This window comes from Brevundimonas sp. KH_058 (assembly GCF_057838505.1).
Genome location: NZ_CM174469.1, coordinates 748,473 through 769,750 on the forward strand (window position 1 = coordinate 748,473; position 21,278 = coordinate 769,750).

The 21,278-nt window shown below is 65.7% G+C and carries 13 protein-coding genes; 2 read left to right on the forward strand and 11 right to left on the reverse strand.

Annotation, left to right across the window (positions count from 1 at the left end; translation table 11 throughout):
- Positions 1-91 precede the first annotated feature (91 nt).
- From AC3ISA_RS03555 to AC3ISA_RS03565, 3 genes are all read right to left on the reverse strand, one after another.
- On the reverse strand, positions 92-304 hold the full coding sequence (locus AC3ISA_RS03555; RefSeq protein ID WP_489179363.1) for a hypothetical protein: 213 nt from the start codon (positions 302-304) through the stop codon (positions 92-94).
- 333 nt (positions 305-637) lie between these two features.
- On the reverse strand, positions 638-853 hold the full coding sequence (locus tag AC3ISA_RS03560) for a hypothetical protein (RefSeq protein ID WP_489179364.1): 216 nt from the start codon (positions 851-853) through the stop codon (positions 638-640).
- 265 nt (positions 854-1,118) lie between these two features.
- Positions 1,119-1,796 carry an ATPase, T2SS/T4P/T4SS family gene (locus AC3ISA_RS03565; protein WP_489179365.1) on the reverse strand — a complete coding sequence of 226 codons (678 nt, stop codon included), beginning with the start codon at positions 1,794-1,796 and terminating at the stop codon, positions 1,119-1,121.
- Positions 1,797-1,890: 94 nt separating this feature from the next.
- Between AC3ISA_RS03565 and AC3ISA_RS03570 the strand changes: the two genes are divergently transcribed.
- Together AC3ISA_RS03570 and queE are read left to right on the forward strand one after the other, a co-directional pair.
- The gene (locus AC3ISA_RS03570; protein WP_489179366.1) at positions 1,891-2,106 is read left to right on the forward strand and encodes a helix-turn-helix domain-containing protein; all 216 of its coding nucleotides are present in this window, start codon (positions 1,891-1,893) and stop codon (positions 2,104-2,106) included.
- A gap of 331 nt (positions 2,107-2,437) precedes the next feature.
- Entirely contained in the window at positions 2,438-3,073 is a 636-nt protein-coding gene (gene queE, locus AC3ISA_RS03575; protein ID WP_489179367.1) for a 7-carboxy-7-deazaguanine synthase, read from the forward strand.
- Between the two features lie 37 nt (positions 3,074-3,110).
- On the opposite strand, the gene dpdD is transcribed toward queE, so the two are convergent.
- Genes dpdD through dpdE form a run of 8 tightly spaced genes read right to left on the reverse strand, consistent with a single transcriptional unit; the run spans position 3,111 to position 21,154 of the window.
- Positions 3,111-5,525 carry a protein DpdD gene (dpdD, locus tag AC3ISA_RS03580; RefSeq protein WP_489179368.1) on the reverse strand — a complete coding sequence of 805 codons (2,415 nt, stop codon included), beginning with the start codon at positions 5,523-5,525 and terminating at the stop codon, positions 3,111-3,113.
- The gene (gene dpdK, locus AC3ISA_RS03585; RefSeq protein ID WP_489179369.1) at positions 5,522-6,061 is read right to left on the reverse strand and encodes a phospholipase D-like domain-containing protein DpdK; all 540 of its coding nucleotides are present in this window, start codon (positions 6,059-6,061) and stop codon (positions 5,522-5,524) included. Before dpdK ends, dpdD begins: the two co-directional genes overlap by 4 nt.
- Positions 6,058-10,608, reverse strand: coding sequence for a protein DpdJ (dpdJ, locus tag AC3ISA_RS03590; protein WP_489179370.1), 4,551 nt, complete (start codon positions 10,606-10,608; stop codon positions 6,058-6,060). Before dpdJ ends, dpdK begins: the two co-directional genes overlap by 4 nt.
- Entirely contained in the window at positions 10,605-11,330 is a 726-nt protein-coding gene (locus AC3ISA_RS03595; RefSeq protein ID WP_489179371.1) for a hypothetical protein, read from the reverse strand. Before AC3ISA_RS03595 ends, dpdJ begins: the two co-directional genes overlap by 4 nt.
- Positions 11,327-14,446, reverse strand: a complete 3,120-nt coding sequence (gene dpdH, locus AC3ISA_RS03600) for a protein DpdH (RefSeq protein ID WP_489179372.1) — start codon at positions 14,444-14,446, stop codon at positions 11,327-11,329. Before dpdH ends, AC3ISA_RS03595 begins: the two co-directional genes overlap by 4 nt.
- Positions 14,446-15,351: a protein DpdG gene (gene dpdG / locus AC3ISA_RS03605; protein WP_489179373.1), complete on the reverse strand. Its 906-nt coding sequence runs from the start codon at positions 15,349-15,351 to the stop codon at positions 14,446-14,448. The genes dpdH and dpdG overlap by 1 nt, the downstream gene beginning before the upstream one ends.
- Positions 15,348-17,927 (reverse strand): protein DpdF, encoded by a 2,580-nt coding sequence (gene dpdF / locus AC3ISA_RS03610; RefSeq protein WP_489179374.1) that lies wholly within the window; start codon positions 17,925-17,927, stop codon positions 15,348-15,350. The genes dpdG and dpdF overlap by 4 nt, the downstream gene beginning before the upstream one ends.
- Positions 17,924-21,154 carry a protein DpdE gene (gene dpdE, locus AC3ISA_RS03615; protein ID WP_489179375.1) on the reverse strand — a complete coding sequence of 1,077 codons (3,231 nt, stop codon included), beginning with the start codon at positions 21,152-21,154 and terminating at the stop codon, positions 17,924-17,926. Before dpdE ends, dpdF begins: the two co-directional genes overlap by 4 nt.
- Positions 21,155-21,278 lie beyond the last annotated feature (124 nt).

Sequence of the window (21,278 nt, forward strand, 5' to 3'; positions counted from 1 at the left end):
CGGGCAAAGCCTTTGTCTGGCCCATGACAACGGACCTGTTCGTCACGACCGCACACCTTCACGAGATATACGAGAACACGAAGGGGAAGGTTTAGAGCGGAATGATCTCGGCACAGTCGTAGAGCTTGTTTTCATCGAGCCGGGGGAACAGCGCGAAGTCGCGAACGGTCATGTCCTGAAGCGACGCGACAAACCGATCAAACTCCTGTTCGAACCCAAGCCTTGGGTGGATCGTCCACGAGCCGTCATGCTCGCGGGAAAGGTAAACTTCCCCATCTTTTTGCAAGTCGACGAATGTAATCATTCGACAATTTTAAGCGTAGCGCGAGCGCGATGCAAATATGGCAGCGCTTGAGCCGTATTAAGATCAAGCTGCGACAGAATTCCTAGTTCAATGCGGGATCTGGCGAGCATGCCTCCAGATGCAAAAAGCTTAAAAGAACAGTCCGTTCGTTGCCGTGCTTTGTTTCGGCGGTCAACCGACGCCCAGACGCTCACGGCTATTGAAGGGCATTGCGATGACCTAGATCATCGCGTGGCCGGCCTCAAATGTGGCGCATCTAGCGCGGCCAACTCGACGAGTCGGGCAATTAGCCGACCGGGAACCGTTCAGACCGACCTTACCGGACGGCGCAGATCAGTTCAGCCGCATGACCTCGGCCGACGCGTAGAACCCGGCTGGCCCCATCTTGGGGAAGATGGCGAACCCGCGATCCTCAACCTCGTAAAGGTGGGCGACCAGCGTATCGAACTCTTCCTCACACTCGGGGCGGGGCTGGATCAGGATTGCGCCTGACAGGGGAACCACGATGTGGATATCGCTACCGGCGGCGAGATCGTCGAATGAAACCATGGGCGGGGTCTATCGCAGAGGGTCGTGAGCGTCTTGTGACGACGATGTAGCCGGGCATTACCCGGATCGTCGCTGACTAAATATCAGCATGATTTCCAAACTTCTGACCGGCGGCATCGACCTGCCGAAACTCTAACAGCGCGTCATCGCGCTCACCACAGAACTCGTCACCGCCTGTAGGCGCCAATCTGTCCGCTGTCCTAGGACTGCGGACAAGATTGTAGGTGACGGAAGGATTGTCAGCCAATGTGCGTCGCTGAAGTGTTCAGGCCAGAAGGCTGATCGCATAGGCGTCGTCGCCCGACGGCTCGACGCCGAGAACGGCCTCGACCTTTCGCCCAGTCGCCGTCCGGCGGATATGGACGATGCGATCGACTGCCTGTGCGATCGCGCGGCGAGGCGTCCGGGTTGATACCTCCGCGATCAGGTCCTCGACACGGCGAAGCACATCGTCGGCCGAGTTCGCATGGATGGTCGACAGGCCGCCGGGATGTCCGGTGTTCCAGCTCTTCAGGGTCTCGAGCGCCGCAGCGCCATCTCGCATCTCGCCAACTACGATCCGGTCTCGCAGCGGTTGTGGCAAGCTTAGCACCACGTCCTGCATCATGAGAGCGTGCGCCTGATCGGCCGCATGCGAGTGCGCAAACCCTGGGGTCGCCTCGATAAGCAGTTCCGCCCGGCGCCGGGTCAGCCGCGCCCGGGTGATTGCGATATTTGAGGCGACCTTCAGCAGCAACGCCTTCGGATGGCGGATTTCGACCCTGTCGCTCATGGGCACGATCCAGAGCCAAGCTTCCTGCACAATGTCTTCGGCATCCCAGCCGAAGCGCCGCCGGATGCGTGCTGTCAGCCAGTGGGAATGAAGACGATAGAGCTGGTCCAGCCCTCTCCGTCCGCGGCGGGTAACCGCGCCGTTCTGTTCTACTGGCTCGACCTTCGACACGGACCGTCTCCAAACCAAATCAAATCATAACCGAAAGGAGAAATAGTCACTATAGTGACTGGCCGAATTTGACCTTGTCGGCGCGCTTGCGTCGATGACGCTGGTTCAGACATTCGGCCGAAACGTTCGTAGAGAACGGGAAGCAAAGGGCATCACCCTCGAGGGTCTGGCCCATGATGTCGGGCTGTCGTACAGCTACGTTGGCGGCATCGAGCGTGGCCAACGCAATCCCACGCTGGCAGTGATCGAGCGCATATCGGCGGCGTTGGATATTCCTTCGCTTGATCTACTCAGCAACCGAAGAACCTGACCAGACCCGCTGTATGGTGAGATCGGCGGGTCTGCAGTGATGACACGAGACCGATCATGAGCTTACGTCGCGCTAGAACAGAGTTGACCAGAAACGGCAGTGATTGTCCGAAAATAGACCACCGCGAGGCTCGCTGACGGGGGCCTGGTGACGATTTGCGCCAAGAACGGCCATTGCTGCGCGACCGAAAATGCGACACTCGATCCAGTGATCCGCCATCAACCCTGTTGGATCGGCGCGCGATGTTTGGCTGACGCCGCGCGCGAACGCCTGTAACCTGACGCGCCTCTACTGTTGCACCCCGGAACGCTCCCCACATGACCGTCAGCGCGTGACCTACGCCGTCAAGGAAGCCTTCCTGACCGTGCAGGGTGAAGGCGGACAGGCCGGCAGGCCGGCCGTCTTCCTGCGCTTCGCAGGGTGCAATCTTTGGAACGGTCTCGAACGCGACCGTGCGAGCGCCATCTGCAGCTTCTGTGATACGGAGTTCTTGGGCGTCGATGGCGACGGCGGCGGCAAGTTCGCAGAACCCCACGTCTTGGCGCGTCATGTTGCGGGGCTCTGGCGCGGGCGCCCGAGCGATCCAAAGCTGGTTGTCTGCACAGGCGGCGAACCCCTGCTCCAACTCGACAGGCCGTTGATCGAAGCCTTGCACGACGTCGGCTTCGAGATTGCGGTCGAAACTAACGGCACCAAGGCCGCACCAGACGGACTCGACTGGATCTGCGTCAGTCCTAAAGCCAGTGCGGCCATCGTCCAGACGTCCGGTCAGGAACTCAAGCTTGTCTTCCCGCAACCGCTCGCCATGCCCGACCGCTTCGAGGCTCTCGCTTTCGAGAGGTTCTGGCTTCAGCCCATGGACGGCCCGGATCAAACCGCCAATACCGCCGCCGCCCTCGAATACTGCCTGACCCATCCGAAATGGCGCCTCAGCATCCAGACCCATAAATACATCGGCGTCCGCTAGAGACGGATGGACGGGCGCTGTGGTCGAGCGTCAGACTTCAGGCTGCGGCCTCGCGCACGGCGTTGAGGATGCTCGCCGTGCCCTTGCCGGCCGCATAGACGGGCTCGCGCCCGCCCAGAGCGTCCTTGATGCAGAAGAAGGCCTGATGGCTGCTGCTGCGCCAGGCGAAGATGAAGATGTCGGCGGTCCGCGCCAGGTTGGTCAGGCTGAGCGTGCTGACCGTGTCGGAGTTCACCTCCACGGCGCACCCGGGGTAGAGCACTTCAAGCGCCGCCTTGGCCCGGGCGCCGGCGGCGGTCGTCAGGGTATAGACGCCGATGAGTTTGCCGTTCAGGTCCGCGCCCGCCGTCTCTTCGGCGCCGGGGCCGGATGAGGGTCGCAGTCGGGCGATCGACGAGGGATCGACGCCGAAGTCCCGCGTCAACGACTCGATCACCAGGACATCGGACCCCGTCAGCCTGTGCGCGAAGCCTTGGCATTGGCCGATGACGGCGAGGAAGACACGCAAGCGCGCCTCGTTCGCCTCGGCCGAGGGTGTCGGCGAGATCGCCAGGGTTTCGCAAATGTCCAGAGACCAGGCGAGATTGACGTAGGAGGCGCTGCGCGCCTGCACCGCCTCCAGATCGGCGATCATCGTCAGATAGTCGGGCGCGGTCAGGCCGAGATCCAGCAGGGCGGACATCACCGTCGTCAGGGTCTCGAGATCAGCGCGCCCAACGGCGTCGTCGATGGCGATCAGCAGCAGGACGACATTTGCCACGGCCCGGGACGGGCCCGTGGCCTGTTCCCCTTCGGGGAAGAAGGCCGAGACCACCATGGGCAAGGCTTGACGCGCCGCTTGCGCCGCTGCGCCCTCCAGATTGCCGATCAAATCGGCGAACGTCCGGCACTGGGCGGCGTTTGCGCGCAACTCCCGCGTCTCCCAGGCGGCGCGGTTATCGAGGACATCCGTCACCGCCTCGTCGACCCCCTGCCCGGCGTCAAGGCGCTGCGCCCAGTTCAGCCAGCCGGACGCCGGCGCGTAGGACAGATCTCGCGGGACCTCGGGGGCGGTCCGTGGCCTCAGCGCGTCCAGGCGCTCGACCTGGGTCTTGGGCAGATCCGTTCGGGCCTGGGGTTGGGCGTCGAAAGCCTCCAGCACTCTCGACCGGGCCTCCGCCGTACCGATGAACTGGGCGCAGGCCAGAAGGCGCATCACGGATTTGCGATTGAGGGGTTTGGCAAGATCGATTTCGAAGGCGCGATCGACCTGCCCGTCGTCGAAGGCAGCCTCGGCCTCGTCAACGACCCCGTCCGGGTCACCCACGGTCTCCGGAACGTCGGGGGCTGCAAGAACGGACGCAGGCTCCGGGCCTTCAGTAGTCGGGTCAAGGGACGCCTCCACCGGGGGCGTCGCCCGAGGCGGAGGGGGCGGTGAGACGGGAGGCGTGGGGCCTGGCCCGGACGCCTCGGCGTCGCGTGCCGCAGCAGACCCTTGAGGGGCCTCGACCTCGGTGACGAAACGTTCAACCCAATCGGCGTCCTCTGCGGGCAGAAGGGCGGTAAGCGTCGCCAGAATGGCGGCGTTCGGTCGAGGCTGAACGTGCTCGTGGAGGATGAAGGCCTTGACCACGCGGGGCGTGCGCACGCCGTGACGAGAGGCGAACAGCCTCGGGAAAGGGTCGAGAATGTCGTTCCTGAAGGCTGCGACGAACGCCGTCGTATCTGCGTCGGCGTCGAGTTCGTCCAGGTGCACCCGGTAGAGCGCCTCGACCAGATCCGACAAGGTCTGGGGGGGAAGCGGAAGGTCGGAGAGGTTTCGGATCGCCCAGTGATCGAGCGCGATCTGGCGCCACTGTCCAAGACCCGCCTTGAGCCGCACATCGAGGAACTGGAGGTTCTCTTCGTTCAACCGCCCCGTCGCCCGCAATTCGGCGATGAGAGCGAGCGCCCCCGTCTCATCGCGCGCCAGAAGGGCGCGTTCGAGATCGGAACGTATGCGGCCGACAGGCCGGGGCGCGGAGCGGGCCAGTCGGGGCCGCTGGGCGTCGAGGCGCGCCAGAAGGGTCAGCTTCGCCGAGATCGCATCGGGGTCCTGGCCGGTGAAATAGAGCACTTCGCGGCCAAACCGTCCCCGCAGGGCGTCGGCCTGGGGGTCGGCCGGCGCCGCGGCGTCCAAGGTTGAAAGATAAGAGGTTCCGAGCCAGGCCCGCAGCGTCGATCGCAGCCCCTGCTCGCCTTCGCGGGTCATGGCGGTCGCATACCAACCCCTGAGCCGCCCCCCGGCGCACATCGGCAGGATTAGGGGCGTATCCGACACCGATCCAGACAGTCTCGCCAGCCAGGGCGATACGGCGTCGACCTGGTCCTGTCGCGCGGATCCGGCGGCGAGCGTCTCCCCCGTCAGGCCGTTCGGCGCACTGAAGAACGCTTGCACCCAGGCGCGTTCACCTTCGGGCAGATCGGCGATCATGGCTCGACCCTTGCATAGGAATCAAAGTTGAGCCGCGCCTGGGCGATCGTTCGCGTCGCCGTGTCATAGACCACAGTCTCGTCGTTCAGCTCCAGGCCGCGATAGGTCAGGTTCATGGATCCCGTGAGCAGTCCGCGCTTCAGCAATATGCCTTTGACGTGGAGGTTTTCGCGCTTGACGATCACGAGCTTGGCGGACAGGCCGGCTTCCTCGGCGCCCACCCGCAGCGCCTCGAGAAAGGGGGCGTTGTGGGTGTCGTGATTGGTGGCGATGCCCAGTTCCGTTCCTCGCGCCATCAGGTGAAGCGCCACCTCGGTGAGCCGGATCTCCCGCCCCCCCCACTCCGGATTGACCGAAGCGAACCCGCCCGCGCGGTTGTCGAACAGCACGACATTGCTGATCCAGGGGCTGACCAGCCAGGCGCGCTGTCCGCCCGGCGAAACGATCTCGCCCAGAAGCATCATCTGCAGGAGTTCGCGTACGAGGTTCTGGCTGGTCGCCACGCTCTTGAAGATCCGTCGGCTCTCGAACGTCATTGGACCGCCTCCGCGATATCGACGTCGACGGCCAGGGTGCTCTCGACCCGACGAACCGCCTGGACCCGCGCATAGACCGACAGATAGTCGGATTGAACCGGGTTGGTGGCCAGGAAGCTGAAGGCGTCGGCCAGAAGGTCGGCCTCGCCCATGGGGCAGACCAGAGTGGCCGCGCCCAGGCTCGCCAGACGTTCCAGGCAACGGGGGCGCCAGTCCTCGTCGCGGATGTCGATCACATCTAGGCCCTCAGTCAGGAAAGATTTGACCAGCAGGGGTTCGGGAGGCGGCAACTCGCCAAACGGCGAATAAAGGTCCAGGCCGGATCGCCGGATCTGGGCTCCACGTGGCCACAACAGGCCATAGATGACCCCGAACCGCCATTGGGCGGCGCTGACCGACGGCGCCTCGATGCCGGCCTCCATCAAGGCGGCGTCGATATCGGGCCAGTTCGCCAGTCTGTAGGCCAGCACCCGGGCGTCGAGTTCGACCCCCAGTCGGGCCTCCTCGGAAGACCAGCGCGTCAGGGCCTCAAGCAGGAAGGCATCGCTGCCGGGTCCGGACCCGGGCCGCAGGATGCGGTTGGCGAGCGCGACGATGAAGGCGTGGAACGTGACGTAGCCTTCCCCGGCGAGAGTCTCGCGCAATTCTGTGAACCGGGCGTAGCTTTCCCGAGCGCCATAGGCCGAGCGGTAGTTGATCGTCGCCACGGCGATTTCGCCGCCCGGATCGGCCGCCAGTTCGCCGAGGTAGCGCGTCATCTGGAAATCACTGAGCAGGAAGTCGTTGTCGCGGAGTGCCGCCGTCATCAGGCTGAAAAAGCGCCTCGGATCCTCGGCGTACTGTTTGAGGACGTCCTCGATCAACCCGTTGCCGCCGGGGGCGAACTCGCTGATCCAGATCTCGCTGGCGTCGGCGCCGGCCAGGACATCGTCCTCTTCGCGCGGTCCGGCATCGATGTCGACGACGAGGCTGTCGGAATCGATCTCCGGACACAGGCTGGCGATGGCGCTCGAGGCCGCCGCCGCAACGGTGGCGACGAAGCGCTGCCTGAGCCAGGGCTCCCAGGTCTCATCGATCGGCTTCCAGAGGATCGTGGCCAGACTCCGCAGGTCGGCCAGGACGGTCGGGTCCTCGAGATAGGCCTCGAGATCGACCCGCAGCTTGTCCTGCACATTGCCCTGGGCGTCGACGTCATCGACCGTCGCCGACTGGAACAGGATCACCAGGGTGGCCTTGAGCGAGAGGTCGGCGAGGTCGTTGGCGAGATTGTCCGCCGCCGCACTGAGCGAAATCCCCTTGGCGATCGCTTCGTTGGACAGGGCCGACAGCAGCAGGTGGGCCAGCCATTCCCGGGCGAAGACATTGTCGACGCTCGCCAGAACCGGGCCCTGACGCGCCTTATGGTGGAACCGGGCGGTCCGCATGGCCCGGTACAAGGCGCTCTCTGCTCCCCCGAGCGACGCCCAGATCGCCGTCGGACAGGTCAGCCTCAGGCACAGGGCGTCCACGGCGACGCTGAAGCCCACAGCCGCCTGCCCCCCCTCGTCGGCTGAGAATGTGAACGTCTTACGCACGCTGCGGCCATCGCGATATTTGATCTCCGCGTCGCTGGCGACGGCGAACCGCCGGACCTCCACGGGCGACAGATTCTGATGGGTGAAGAACCGCACCTCGGACACCAGGTCGGTCCACGGATCCTTGCGGGGAAGAGCCAGGACGAGGCCGGGGGTGCGGGCGACGATCTGGGTTCGCCAGTCGAGCCGCGCATGGGAGGTGTCGAGGACCTGACCCGGGGTCTGTTCCGTCCTGATCAGCAGGGGGCGGAACACCGGAAGCCGGAACACCCCCGCGCCGGCGGCCATGGCCCACTCGCCCAGAGGATCGCTGTCCAGGATCGAGGCGATGCTCAGGACCTGGTTCGGCCTGTCGTCCAGGGCCGGACAGACCCAGTGTCGCTCGCCCCCGTGCTGGAGGGCATAGCGGCGGGACACCCGCCCCGGCGCGAAGTCGCGCATCGCCTGAAGGATGGGCATCACGCGCGGTTCGACCTCCTGTCCGTTCAGGGGCGGCAGTGTGATCGTCACTTCCGGGAGGTTCAGATCGCTGAACAGATTGGCCGGCGCAAACTCCGGCAGGGGCGAGTTGCGGATCACCGCCTCGTGCAGGGGCGGCTGGCTGCGCCAATGCGTCTCGAGCCGCCGAAGGGCCGTCGGCAAGACCTCTGTCAGGAGCGGGCGCGGCTGATCCCAGAGCAGCAGGCGAACCTCTTCCTCGTCGAGCTTGAGCGCCTTGGCGAGATAGGTCCCGTAGCGGTCGCGCTCAGCAGGTTCGGAAAGGACCCGCGTAATGGCCTGGGCCAGACGGGCCTGACGGGTTTTGTTGGGAGCCCAGTTCGCCGGTTCGGCGAGGTCGCGCCACACGCTGCCGGCGGGCGCGCCACCCATCTGTTCGCTGAGGTAATCGAGGGTGGCGTAGACCGACTGTATGCGGCGCACATAGCGGTTGCCGGTGGGCAGGCTGCGCACGGAGAGTTCCGGATCGAACAACAGGTCGTAGCCCTGATAGGCGATCCGGTCGCGACCGTAATCGGACAGGACGACGATCGTCCAGGGCCGCATGCGCCGCGATCGCCCGGCCCGGCCCTTGCGCTGCAGGAACTGGGCGACATCGCGCGGCGCCTTGTGCTGGATGACGGCCCCGACGAGCGGATCGTTGAAGCCGACTTCCAGGGTGGCGGTCGCCACGACGATGTCGAGGTTTTTGCCCACGCCCGGGTCCAGCGACATGACACGGCCCACCGCCTTGCGATCGGAGGCGTTCAGGTCATGGCCGATGATCTGAGGCGCTTCCCAGTCCTGCCCATGGAGTTTGCGCTGGCGGTTGGGCATGGGCCGGCGCAGGACCGACAGGCCTCCACGAGGATGGTTCTTCATGTCGGGCTTGCCGGCCGAGTTGCGGCCCTCGGCGTCGAGCATGGCAAAGAACATCCGGTTGGTGACGTCCAGATCGTCGGTGAACAGGAACAGCCGCTCCCCCAGGACGCCGTCGCTTTTGCGGCTCAAGGGCGCATCGAGCATCCGTGAGGCCAGCATCGCCGCCTGGATGGTCGTCGACAGCAGGGCGGTGCGGGAGACCGGATCGCCGCGCAGTGCGAGCATGTATTCGGCCCCCTCCTCGACCATCTCGGAGGCGACAGGGGTGACTTCCGCCGCCGATTGTTCGCTCACGCCAGTCAAACGCGCGAAGAAGCGCGCGCCGTCCCTCAGGGTGGCCGACAGACCCACGAAACTCACGGGCTTGCGCAGCATCTTGCGCCACCGCCGAAGCAGGAAGGCGACTTGGGCGCCGGAGCGTCCCGAATAGGTGTGCACCTCGTCGAGGAGCATCATCTCCACGGCGCGCTCGGCGCGCCCGCCCAGGCCGAACAGATGGTGGAGTTGGGAATCCGCCAGCCTCTGGTTCAGCATCTCGGTGGTGGTGAACAGGATGTCGGGACTGACCGTCTCGAGCCGTTTGCGGGTCAGGACGATCTCGTCCTCGCTGATATGGTGACGGCAGACATCGCAGCGCAGGCTCTCGATGTGCTGATCGCGATCCTCATTGCGCCAGACCAGATCCCCGCCGCAGTTTTCGGTCGGGCACCGGATGTACTCGCAGATCAGGCCATCGGGATGGACCGGCCATTTGTTGTGGCCGGTCTCGACGGTCTTGTCGGACTGGGGCGTCGGTCCGAACAGGGTTCCGATGAGGATCTTGCGACGGCCCTTCGCCGCCAGGGTGTCGTCCAGCGCCCGCGCCTGGGCATAGACCTCGGCGAACTGGTCCTTCAGCAGTTCATTGCGAGGGTAGAGCGCCAGGACCTTGACCCAGCGGGTGTCGGGCTTGTCGCGCTGAATGTGGGATGCCACCCGCGCCAGGGCCGGCAGATAGAAGGCTAGGGTCTTGCCGCTGCCGGTTCCCGCGCTGACCAGGGTCGCCTGGGAATACGGGCTGGCGAAGCCGGCGAGAATGCGTTTGGCGGCGTTGACCTGGAACCGGGCGAGCGTGAAAGCCGCGCCGTAGCGGCCGATCAGGGCGGCGATCGCCGCGCGCCCTTCCGGCTCCGCCGTCGCCTCACCGATCTCGGCGATGGCGGCCTGGGGCGCGACGTCGCGCATGGGGTAGCGTCGGCGCCGCCAGAGGAAGCGGAAGTCCGCGACCAGGGTCGGCGCCCCCTGCCAGCCGACCGCGCCCTCGTGCTTGGGAAACAACTGGCGGAGGCGGAACATCAGCCTCACCTCCTCGGCCATGCGCGAGCGGAAGCGTTCTCCGGGATCCTCGCCGACGTCGAACACCAGCGCCTGGTCCACAAGCGCGTCGATGATCGCCTCGACCGTCGTCAGGGTCAGCCCTTCGACGGAGGCGAGGTTATCGATCAGGTCGCCGACGATGTCGTGAAGGTCGGCGGCGGGCAGAAAGGCGTCGACCAGCCCCCAAGACAGGAGACGGGCCTCCTGCTGTTCGATCTTGTCGAGGGCGGCGAAGACCAGCGTGTCGTCGGGGGTCATTGTGTCTCCGCAGCACGAATGCGGTAGCTGTCGATCGCATCGCCGGATTTAAGCCAGTCCAGAACCTCATCCGTCAGAAGCGCCAGAGGCGCCCCGCCGGCCTGCACCGCGGCCAGGAACACCTTGACCTCGGGTTTGACGTCGTAATCAAAACGGGCCGCGATCCGCACGAGTTCGGCGGCGAGGCTCCTGGCTCTCTCAACAACGGACGGGTCCGTCGGCTGAGACTGGAACAGTTTGGTGAAGGCCTCATGCGTCTGTTGATAGGCGACGAGCGCGTCGAGATTGCCCTTGGTCGAGGCCAGAACCCCTTTGATCTTTGCGGGCGCGTCCCCGGCGAACAGGGTCGAGCGATACTCCCGCCAGGCGGCGCCGAGCGACTTGTCGACATCGGCGGTCGCCGAGGTCAGGTCCGCCAGCATCAGTTTCCAGGCCTGTCCCTTCTTCAGGGTCGCCGATGAGCGCTCCGCCCGGAACTTCTCGCGGACACCCTCGGCCCGCTTTTTCAGGACGCCCAGACTTTCCGGCGCTGAAACCGGGACGCCGAGGTCTTCGAACACCTTCTGGCGAAGGGTCAGAGCGCTCAGGGTCTGGACCGGTTCGCCGAGATCGGTCCGCAATCCCGACAGGTTGCTGGCTTCCTGCTTCCTGGACGCCAGACTGTTCAGACGACCCAGTTTTTCCTTCAGTTCGGTCAATCGACCCGGCAGGGACGCGGTCATGACGATGCTCCGGACGGGCCGGCGCCATCCGGCCCCGGCTCGCCGATGATCGTGGTCAGCAAACCCTCGATCTCGTCGGCGATCCGGTCCGGATTGGCCTGGTCGCTCAAGGCATAGGCCCGGTCGACATTGGCCTGGGCGACCTCGATGAGGGTTTCGACCATGGCCAGGAAGGATTTGGTCCGGTGAATGTTCGACAGATCCAGCGTCCCAAGGGCGTTGAGGACCTTGGGCAACTGGTCCAGGGTCGCCTCGTCCACGATCGTCGCCTTATAGACCAACTCGACGATCGGCGCGGCCTTGAACTCCGTCAGCCGCCTGGCGAACTCCTTGAGGTTCAGCTCCGCGCGATCCGGCCAGGTGGCTGTCGTCATCAAAAGACTGGCCACATCCTGCAGGTCGTTGACGAAGGCGGCCTTGTCGAAGTCGCCCTCCACGTAGTCGGCCAGTTCGGCGCGGAACTCCCTCAGCCGTCCGATGACGGGCTGCAGTTGGAGCCAGATGCGGTTGTCGCTGAACTGCTTGAGATAGACGAGGGTGTCAGGACTCAGACTGTCCGCTCTCGTCTCCTGAACCTCGATCGCCGCCAGACTGTCTAGCAGCCTGACGCTGTCCAGGGCGTAAGGCGTTGAGCCCGAGCTTCCCTGGAACGACGACAACAGTCCCTGGAGTTCCGACTGGAGAAGCTCGCGCGCCGGCCGCCCTGCGAGTTGCCCCCAGGCCGCTTCACACAAACGTTCCCAGTTCTCATCAAAGTCCTGGCGGGTGCGGGTTGGCAGGACCTCGAACAGTCCGCCGAGCGTCGCAGCGACGTTGGTGGGTTTGAGCGGCGGCGCGAGCCCCGCGATCCGACCTTGCGCCAGCAGTCCCTGCGCCAGTGTCCGGACCTGAAGCTCGACATCCTCTGACACCATCCGTTCGACCTGGGCGACCAGGACGTCGATGATCGCGGCGCTGGCCACATAGTCCGTGTCCGCCCCGGGGTAGGTCCAGCCCTGGTTGCGTTGCTCGTAACGCAGCGCGCCCAGCAGTCCGGCGCGAATGCGACCGTCTTCATCGCTGGGAGCCTTGCAGACGTGGATGGCCCTGCGGGGCGGCGGATTGCCGCGAGCCTCGGGGATCGAGATCGAAGCTGCGGAAATCGCACGTTTGCGCACGCGCATCCGCGGCCACTCCATGGCCTTTTCGAGAAGCGGATAGAGGGCGTTGCGGATCGCCCGCGCATCCGTCTGGACCAGCGGCTCGCCGCCCGCCCAGGCGTCGAGCACGCCCGACCATTTCACAGCCCAAGGGTCCGCTCCGGTCGATGGTGGAGCGGCAGGTTTCGGCGGTCGGCTGTCGTCCTCGCCATCGCCCCCGGTCTGGGCGCCCCCCGACGGTTCAACGGGCCGGATATTGTCCAACTGTTCGGGCGTCGGAAGGTTGAAGGCCTCGAATGTGCCGGGCGCCAGGCGGGCCAGGTCCGCCTCGCCGGGAGGATTGCCGCCCCAGACGGCAAGGAAGGCGGCCAGCCTCTTGCGGATCGCTTCGCTCTGGTTGGTTCGCCGTATCCAGTCGGCCAGATTGGCGTTGGGCGTGTAACCCTTCTGATCGACCGACGGGAAGGCGTTCGCCTCGTACAGACGGCGCAGCAGTAGGGTGTTGCGCAGGATGTCGTTGATGATCTTGCGCGGATTGAAGACAAGCGCGGTATTCTTGATCAGATGGGCGTCGGCCATCACCGAGATGGCCTGCCGATTAAACGGAAACAGGGGCGCGCCGGACCGGGAATAGCCGAAGGCGTCCAGCAAGGCCTGGGCGCGATCCGTGTCGTCGTCGTCGCGCCAGATCGGCAGCCAGGCCCTGTCGACCTCCGCGTCGCTCGTCTTGAACAGCCGTTGAAGTTCGGCCTCGCCCCATCGGGCCGCGTTCAGATAGGCCCCGACCAGATCGACCGTCGCGTCCTTGATCTGGGCCTCGCTCATCTCGCGGCCGCCGACGATCCACTCCTTCTGGGCGCGGGTGAAGATGGTGTCGCGGAAGGACAGCACGCCGTCGGTCAAGGCGATGGCGGTGCGCATGGTGGCCCTGACCTTCTTGCCCTCGTACTCGCCCTCCTGGATGCAGACCTTGAGGAGGACATCCTGGATTCCGGACAGGGCCGCAAAATCCTCGACCAGAAGAACCAGGTCCTTGTCTTCCTCGAGCAGCGTCTCGCGTACGGCCAGGATGATGTCCTGCAGCGTCATTCCTCCGGTCGAGTGCTGGAGATGAAAGACATTGCCGATCGCGGGATCGGTCGCCTCATTCAGCAGGTCGATCGGGACGCGCAGTTTCGCCGGATCCGCCGTGTCCAGATTGCGCTGGAAATAGCGCCGGACCGCCAGGGCCGCCTGCCCCAGGTCGATCTCGGGCGGAAGTTTCAGGTCCTCGGGGACGAACTGGCTCTTGCGATCGTCCTCTTCGCTGCTGGCTTCCGAACGCCCTTTGAGCGCGCGCTGGACGATGCGCGACAGCACATTGTCCAGGAAATGCCTGGCCAGGGCGGCATCGGAGAAGAATTTGGGCAGGTCCTGGGCGTGGGCCAGCTTGACCCGGAGATCCGCCCGCTCGGGGTGTTCCAGGCATTCGGTCAAGAGGCGGGCGGCGATCTCGCCCAGGGCGAACTCCAGATGCGCCCGGAAGGTCAGGACGGCTTCGTCGACGTTGACGTCGGCGACGGCGCGGGTCAGTTCGCCGCGGGCCTTGGCGTAGAGCGGATTGTCTTTCAGCGGCTCCAGAATCTTCTCGACCACGGTGCGCAGACTGGCGCTTTTCGGGATGCGAATGATGTGAAGCTTGTCGCGTTTGGAGGATCGCTGCAGTTGCGCGTCCAGCCAACGGATCATGTGCGACTTGCCGGCCCCGGATGCGCCCGTGATCGGGAACAGCAGGGCGCCGCCTGGCACATTGTCCGTCAGGAAGGCCGCCAGCAGATCGTCTTCCGTGACCGCGCTGGGAAGGCCCGATCCCACGTCGCGTGTCGTCAGGGGCGACGGCTGGTGGACCGCCAGCAGGACAGCCACATCGGCGGTCTCGGCCTCGTTCTTGATACAGGCGTTGACCTGGGCCGCCTCGGGCCAGTAGCGCTCAAGCATCACCGGGCTCCCGCCGGACGCGCGGGGCGCCAGATATGGGTGAAGGATCGCCACACCCGGCCGTTCACACCCGTCAACTGCAAACCGTCTTCGGCGTCCGCCCGCTGTTCCATGGCGAGTTCATCGGCATAGACCAACCTCTCTATGGCGCGCGAGAGCGAGGTCGACAGCCGGTTGTCGTCGAGAGGCGACCAGGCCGAGGTCTTCAGGGTCTCCTCCACCATCAGGCGATAGGCGCCCTGATCGAGGACGGGGAGGATTGTCGCCGCCCTTGAGAGGAACTCGCGCGCCGGGAGGGGTTTGGCGTCCGGAAAGATCGCCGGCAGGCTGTCGCGAACGGCGACCGTGGGATCGACGACAAACGCGGCCTCGCCGCGTCCGAACCCGAGATAGATCATCCAGGCCTTGAGGCCGGTCCAGCGGGTGTCGTTCTGCATCATGCGCCGGCTGAGATCGGGAATCTGACGGGTTTCCAGTTCCTCGATCCTGCCGTGGCTCGAGGTGTCGAGCGGGTAGATGTCTTGCGCCAGCATCCAGGACAGGCCTCGGGTCAGGTCGGCGCTCTTGTTGCCGTCGCTCTCCCAGAAGCGCTGATTGTTCTCAGCGGCGAGCACGATCTCGCGGGCGACGGCGGGCAGGCGGGTCTCGGCCCTGGCGGCGTCCTTGCCCAGTCGGCTCCGATAGGGCTCGCTCAGGACCACCCGATCGTCCTGCACCTCGAACAGACCCAGTTCGGTCCATCTCAGATAGGTGCCGTTGAGGCGGGACGGGTCGACGCCAGGGACGCCCGCGCCGCACAGGGCGAGCAACTCGGTGCGTTCACGCGGGCCGAACCGGACGGCGGCGCGCACCAGGGCGATCAGGACGTTGAACTGGCCGTCGTTGGCTTGGTTGAGGACGGTCATAGACGGGTGCCCGATCGGAATTGTTCGAGGGTCAGGACGTTGGAGCCGACCTCGCCGAGGCGGCGGGCGGGGTGCCACGGGTCGGGTGTCGAGGTCGGGGCGATGATGATGTGCAACGGTCGCTCGAGGTCGAGAAGATAAGCCGGAACCGAGCCTTCCGTCAGCACGCTGATCCGGGCGACCGGATAGGGCGGCGGCGCCTTGGCCTCCTCCTCCAGGTCCTGCAGCATGAGGAAGCCGCCCGGGGCTTTCTTGTGCAGCGTCCGCACGGCCGGCGTCCCAAATCTGAACGCCCGCGATGTCGCGATCTCCTTGATGTTGAATAGGGCGACGGCCTCCCCGAGGACGGAAGCGATGTCGCGGGTCTCCACGCCGTCCGGCACGAGCAGGAAGACCGTTCTGGCGTCAGACAGATGCGGGAAAATCCGGCGCCAGTCGCCGAGGTCCTGGGGCGGAATCCGGCTGACGCCGAACACAGCGGGTTCGGCGTAGTCGGTGTTGACCTCGCCCTCGCGGCGATGGACAGGGCAGCCGCCGCACGCGGCGGAGACCACGATCGAGCGGCCCTGTTCGTAGCTCTGGTAGAGGCGCGCCAGCAGGGTCCCGACCTCGCTGTCGCCGCTGACGAGTGCGTGCAGCAGGGTGGCGTTTTCCTGCGCCGCCCGGAAGGATCGCGCCCGCTCGGCCTGGATGCGGTTCGAGAACACGGTCTTGTCGCGATGGCCCGCCTCACGCAGATCGACGATGCAACGCATATAGTAGGCCGACCAGTAGGCCTCGGTCCGTCGCTCGAAGGCCTCGTCGTCCTCGGCTGCGCTCCGCGCCTCGAGGTCGGGCGCTGCCGCGTCCATTTCCAGCATGCCCGCGCGCGCCATCATGATGAGGGTGCGCATGTTCCAGGCTTCGTTGTAGTCCGTCTGCTGCCTGAGCCTGGGGGGCACGATGGCGATGCTCACCTCCAGCCTCGACCCGATCGCATTCAGGGGTTTGGCCTCGCGAACCATCGCATCCCAGCGCTCGAAGGCCAGGTCCTCGCTGATCAGGGACGGCTGGCCGATGCGTTCGGCGACGGCGAGGTCCCGCCCCGAATAGATCAGCATAGACCCGGCCGGGCTGCCGTCCCGACCCCCGCGCCCGACCTCCTGATAGAACCGGTCTACGGTCTCCGGGACGGCCGCATGGATCACGGTGCGCACGTCGCTCTTGTCGATGCCGACACCGAAGGCGGAGGTGGCGACGATGATGTCGATCCGGTTGTGCGCCCAGTCCTCGATGATGCGTTCCCGCCGCCCATCGGGCGTCTCGCCGTGAAACTCCTCGATCCGCCCGAACCCGTGGGCCGTGAGCCGTTTGCGCCAGGCGCGCGCATCGTCGCGTTTGGTCACATAGAGGATGACCGGCCGCGGTGCCGTCCTGACGGCCTCGAGTATTTTCTGTTCCTTCAGAGCCTCGTCGTCTTCGCGCTGTATCCAGTACTGGGGCTCGGGACGAATATGGATGGACGCCACCATCTGGATGCTTTCCGGCGGCCCGAACAGGGCGTCGATCGTCTCGATCGCCTCCGTCGTCAGGGTGGCCGACATCAGGATGGTGCGAAAGCGATCGCCCGAGCATTCGCGGAGCAACCCCCGGCGCACCCCGGCCACCAGTTGGAAGGCTGGCCGGAAACCGTCGCCCCACTGACTCAGGAGATGGGCCTCGTCGATGATCAAATAGTCGAGAAGACCCGACTGCGCTGCGGCGTAGAGCGAGGGGAGAAGGGCGCCGGTCATGGCTTCGGGCGAACAGTAGAGGATGCCCTGGCGCCCTTCGCGGATCGCCGCCTTGATCTCGGCCTTTTGCTCCGAGGACAGACCCGAATGCCAGGCCAGCGTCCGGCGCTCGCCGGCCAGGGAGCGCGGCGCCATCATCCTCAGGGTCTGGCGCGCTTGGTCGAGCGCGAGCGCGGTGGTCGGCACGATGCACAGGCTCAGGCCGCCTTCGAAGCCGCGCGCCAGAACCGGCGCCTGGGCGACGAGACTTTTTCCCGAACCCGTCGGCAGGCAGACGATCAGGGTTTCCCCCGGAGGAATCAGAAACGCGCTGCGGACCGCTTCCCTCTGCCCCGGCGTGACGTAGTCGAAGAAGCCGCTGCTTTCGCCCAGAAAGGGGTCGATGGCGCAGAACCAGCTCTTGCGCACGAGGTCTTCGGCGAAGACGTCCTCGAACACCGGAACGTCGGCTCCTTTGAACCAGTCGGGTCGCCAGGCGAGCGACTCGATCAGGGCGTGGGCGCCGGTTTCGCTGTGGGCGCTGAGGCCGTAATTTCCCCAGACCCGCGCCGTCGGCCAGGACGCATCGGTCCGGACGCGGAACTGGGCCGGCGCGCCCGTGCGAAGGGACTGGCGGCGCAGAATATGCTTGAGCAACGGCGCCAGGTCGGGGAGCGCGGCGGCGACGCCCTTCGTCCGGGCGGCGCTCAGGATCTGGGCGACGCGATCGTACAGTCCATCGGAACCGGCCTCAGGCGAGGCGACGTCCGGCCAGCCGTCAAGCGCGGCGTAAAGGCTGCCGAAATCGAGGTGCGTCGCCGTCATCCGCGGGCCAGGGTCGCAGCGGTCTTCATGTCGGATCCGAGGAAGCAGGCGCAGACCGCGTCCAGCGACAGGCGGGGCATCCGGATGCCGGCGATCAACTGCTCGGACAGGGCGCGCTCCAGATGAAGATCCCTCTCATCGGCGTCGCTGGCCGCGCCGGCGCGCGCCGTCCGAGCCTGCAGCAGCCCGAGGCGGCCCGCATCCATCGTCTCCGCCCGGCGGGCGGCGATCTCCAGATCCGCGTTCAGGGCCGGCAAATCCCGCAGATGCCGTTCGGCCGCGCGTCGGGCATCGACGCACAGGTCGGCCCATTGATCGAGGTGAATCGCGCCGAGCGCCTTGAGCGCGGCCCAGCGCCTGGGGTTGAGGTTGAAATCGCGCCCGCCCTGATTGCTGGCGTCGACGCGATACGGTCGCGCCAGCAGGGACAGGGCGCGGGCGTCTGTGACGATCTGGCGGTCTGCGTCGAGCCAGAGCGTCTGGAAGGACGGCACCAGGGCCATGTCGCCGCGTCGCCCCAGAGACGACAGGGCCGACGGCGTCAACTGCCCAGCCAGATCCAGGATGTCGTGCGCTCCGGCGACCTCGGCCTCGACGACGAAGTCGAAGCGGAAGAACAGTTTGGTTTCGCCCCACTCCGTCGGCGGCACGTGGCGCCAGAACGCTGTGGAGCGGCCCCGTTCGTCGCGCTGGGCCAGATCGCGAAGGCCGGTCACGAGAGGGTCGCCATATCGCAACAGTCGCGCCTGCACGGCGCGCCCCTGCCGGGACAGGGCGGACAGACGACGATAGGTATAGGGCACGGTCCAGAGGTCACGCGAGCGAACGACCTTAACCGTCAGGTCAATCGCGGGCCGGCACTTCTCGTAAAAGGTCTCGAGCGGCAACAGGGTATGCTGCCCACCCGTCATATAGCGGTAACGAAAAGCGCCACCGGGGGCGCTCGACGCCGGCGGGCCAGGCGGTTCGTTGGATCGCCCGAACATCAAGGTCGTTTGGATCCAACCGCCGATGTCCGTTTCCAGTTGTCGCCATTCGTCGTCCAGGTCGGACAAGGCTTCCAGGGTCTCGGACGGCGGGGCGCCGAGCGCATCCAGCGCATCCTGCTGATTGAGGCTCCGGATTTCGCGCGCGACCCGTCCGTCAACGCCGGCGTCTCGCGCTAGAAGGTCGAGTATCCCCTCGACGCCCTCGGCGAGAAGCAGCGCAGGCAGGGCCTGAACCGTCTGATCGATCAGGTACTGAAGGCTGGCGATCGATCGGTCGAAGACCTGCAGGCCTTCGTCCAGATAGCGCGCCCAGGCGCGCTCGATCGGATCGTCCTGGCAACACAGGAGGAGCGACTTGACCGATTGGCCTGAACCATAGCGGTCTGCCCGTCCTAGGCGCTGTTCGATGCGGTTGGGGTTCCAGGGCAGGTCAAAGTGGACGACGATCTTCTCTCCGCCCTGCAGATTGAGACCCTCCTCGGCGCGGTGATCGCAAACCAGCACGGTCCGGGTCGGATCCTCACTGAAGGCTCGCCAGTCGTCGTGCGCCGGGTCGTGACGATCGACGGGCCGACCGAGTCGCGCTGTCAGGCTCTTCACGATCTCGTCGCCCGTCTCAGGGTCCGAGCAGAAGACGATAAACTGCGCCCTGGGCACCGTATGGGCCGCAATGGTTCGGGCGAGAACCTCCATCCGGTCAGCCGCCCTTCCCGGAGCCTCCAACGCAGACACTGCGGTCTCGTAGGGGCTTAACGCGATCGGACGCGCGCTGTCGGGGGTCACCGCCTTCGTTCCGCCGGTGCGATAGGCGGCGCGGGTGTCCGCGAGGGCGGAGACGGCTGTCAGGCTGGCCGGGTCGAGGGTGTCCGGCGCCTGGCCGACCATCTCGGCGAAGCGCCAGTCCTCGACGGCTTCGGCCGCTCTCCTGCCCGCCTCCGACGGGTAGTCGACCCTTTCGGCCCCGCGCCTGTCCGGGGTCAGGCCCATGACGTTCTGGCGCCGGTGACGCAGCACCCGGCGGTGCAACCGGTAGACCTCGCTCAGGTGGTCCCGCACGACCGCGACTGCGGCCACAAGCTCCGGATCCTCTTCCGTCGGCATCCGGGCAATGATCCGGCGCAACTTGTCTGCTTCCTGCTGAAGGCGGAGATCCGTTGGAAACATCACTGCCAACTGGTCCAGCGCATCGTCCAGATAGAGGGCGTTATCGGGCGTCAGCGACGCCACGATTTCGGCCAGGGCCTGACGATCACCGACCCGCTTGCGGAAGCCGTCCTCTGCATCGAGCGGATAGCCGGCGGGATCGAGCATATGCAGCATCCGCAGGAAGCCGCGCTCGTTATGCAGGGCGGGTGTGGCGGAGAGCAGCAGGACCCGGTCGATCGCGGGCGCGGCCGCGATCAGGGCGTCGTAAAGCTCCGTGGCCCCCGCGCCGGTGTCTGTCGTGAGATGATGGGCTTCGTCGATGACCAGCATGGTCGCCGATCCCAGTCGCGCCTTGATCCGGTCGATGGCCGAAAACGGTTCGACGAAAACTGTCTCGCCGAGCAGGTCGCCCAGGAAGAATTTGCTCGTCAGTTCCAGACGCCACTGCGAGACCAGGGCCTCAGGCGTCAGGACCAGAACCCTGGCCTCGGCGCGATCGTCGAGTACACACTGGCGGATCAGGACGCCGGCCTCGATCGTTTTTCCCAGACCGACCTCATCGGCCAGAAGGTAGCGCTGGATCGGATCCTGCAGAACCTTTCGCACAACCTCGACCTGATGCGCCTCGAGTTCGATGGCCGACGACGGCAGGGCCGACATGCCGAGGGACACGGCGCGTTGCTCGAGCAAGGATCGCACGAAGGGCGCGCGACCGTCTGTGAACCGCGGGGTCTCGGTGATGCCGGCGGCGAGAAACGGCGTGGGATCGGCGATAGGCCGGTCCCACCGCACAAAGACTTCGGACACCGGGAGGTGCAGCGTCTCGTCGTTGGGGAATTTGACCAACTGGGCGTCGCCATGGTCGTCGAGCAAGCGCCCGATCTTCCAGGCTCTCACCCGGGCGTTATAGGCATAGACACGGGTCTGGGACGGAACGCTCAGCGTCCGAAGGTCAGAGGAGAGACATTCCCACAGGACGGGATCCGACATCGGCGTGTCGAAATATTCGACGACGCAGTCCGCGCCGTTTTGCGAGAGCAGTTTGCCGACACCCCAGGATCGCGCTTCGCCTGAAACGGCCGTTACGAACACGCGGCGAGGCTCGTAAACGGGATCGGCGACCCTGCGGCGAACCTGAACACTTCAGCCTTCCGAACCATTGCCGGCCGGCCCGGTTTTACCGGACTCATTCGCTTCCCCACTCCACCCGAGCACG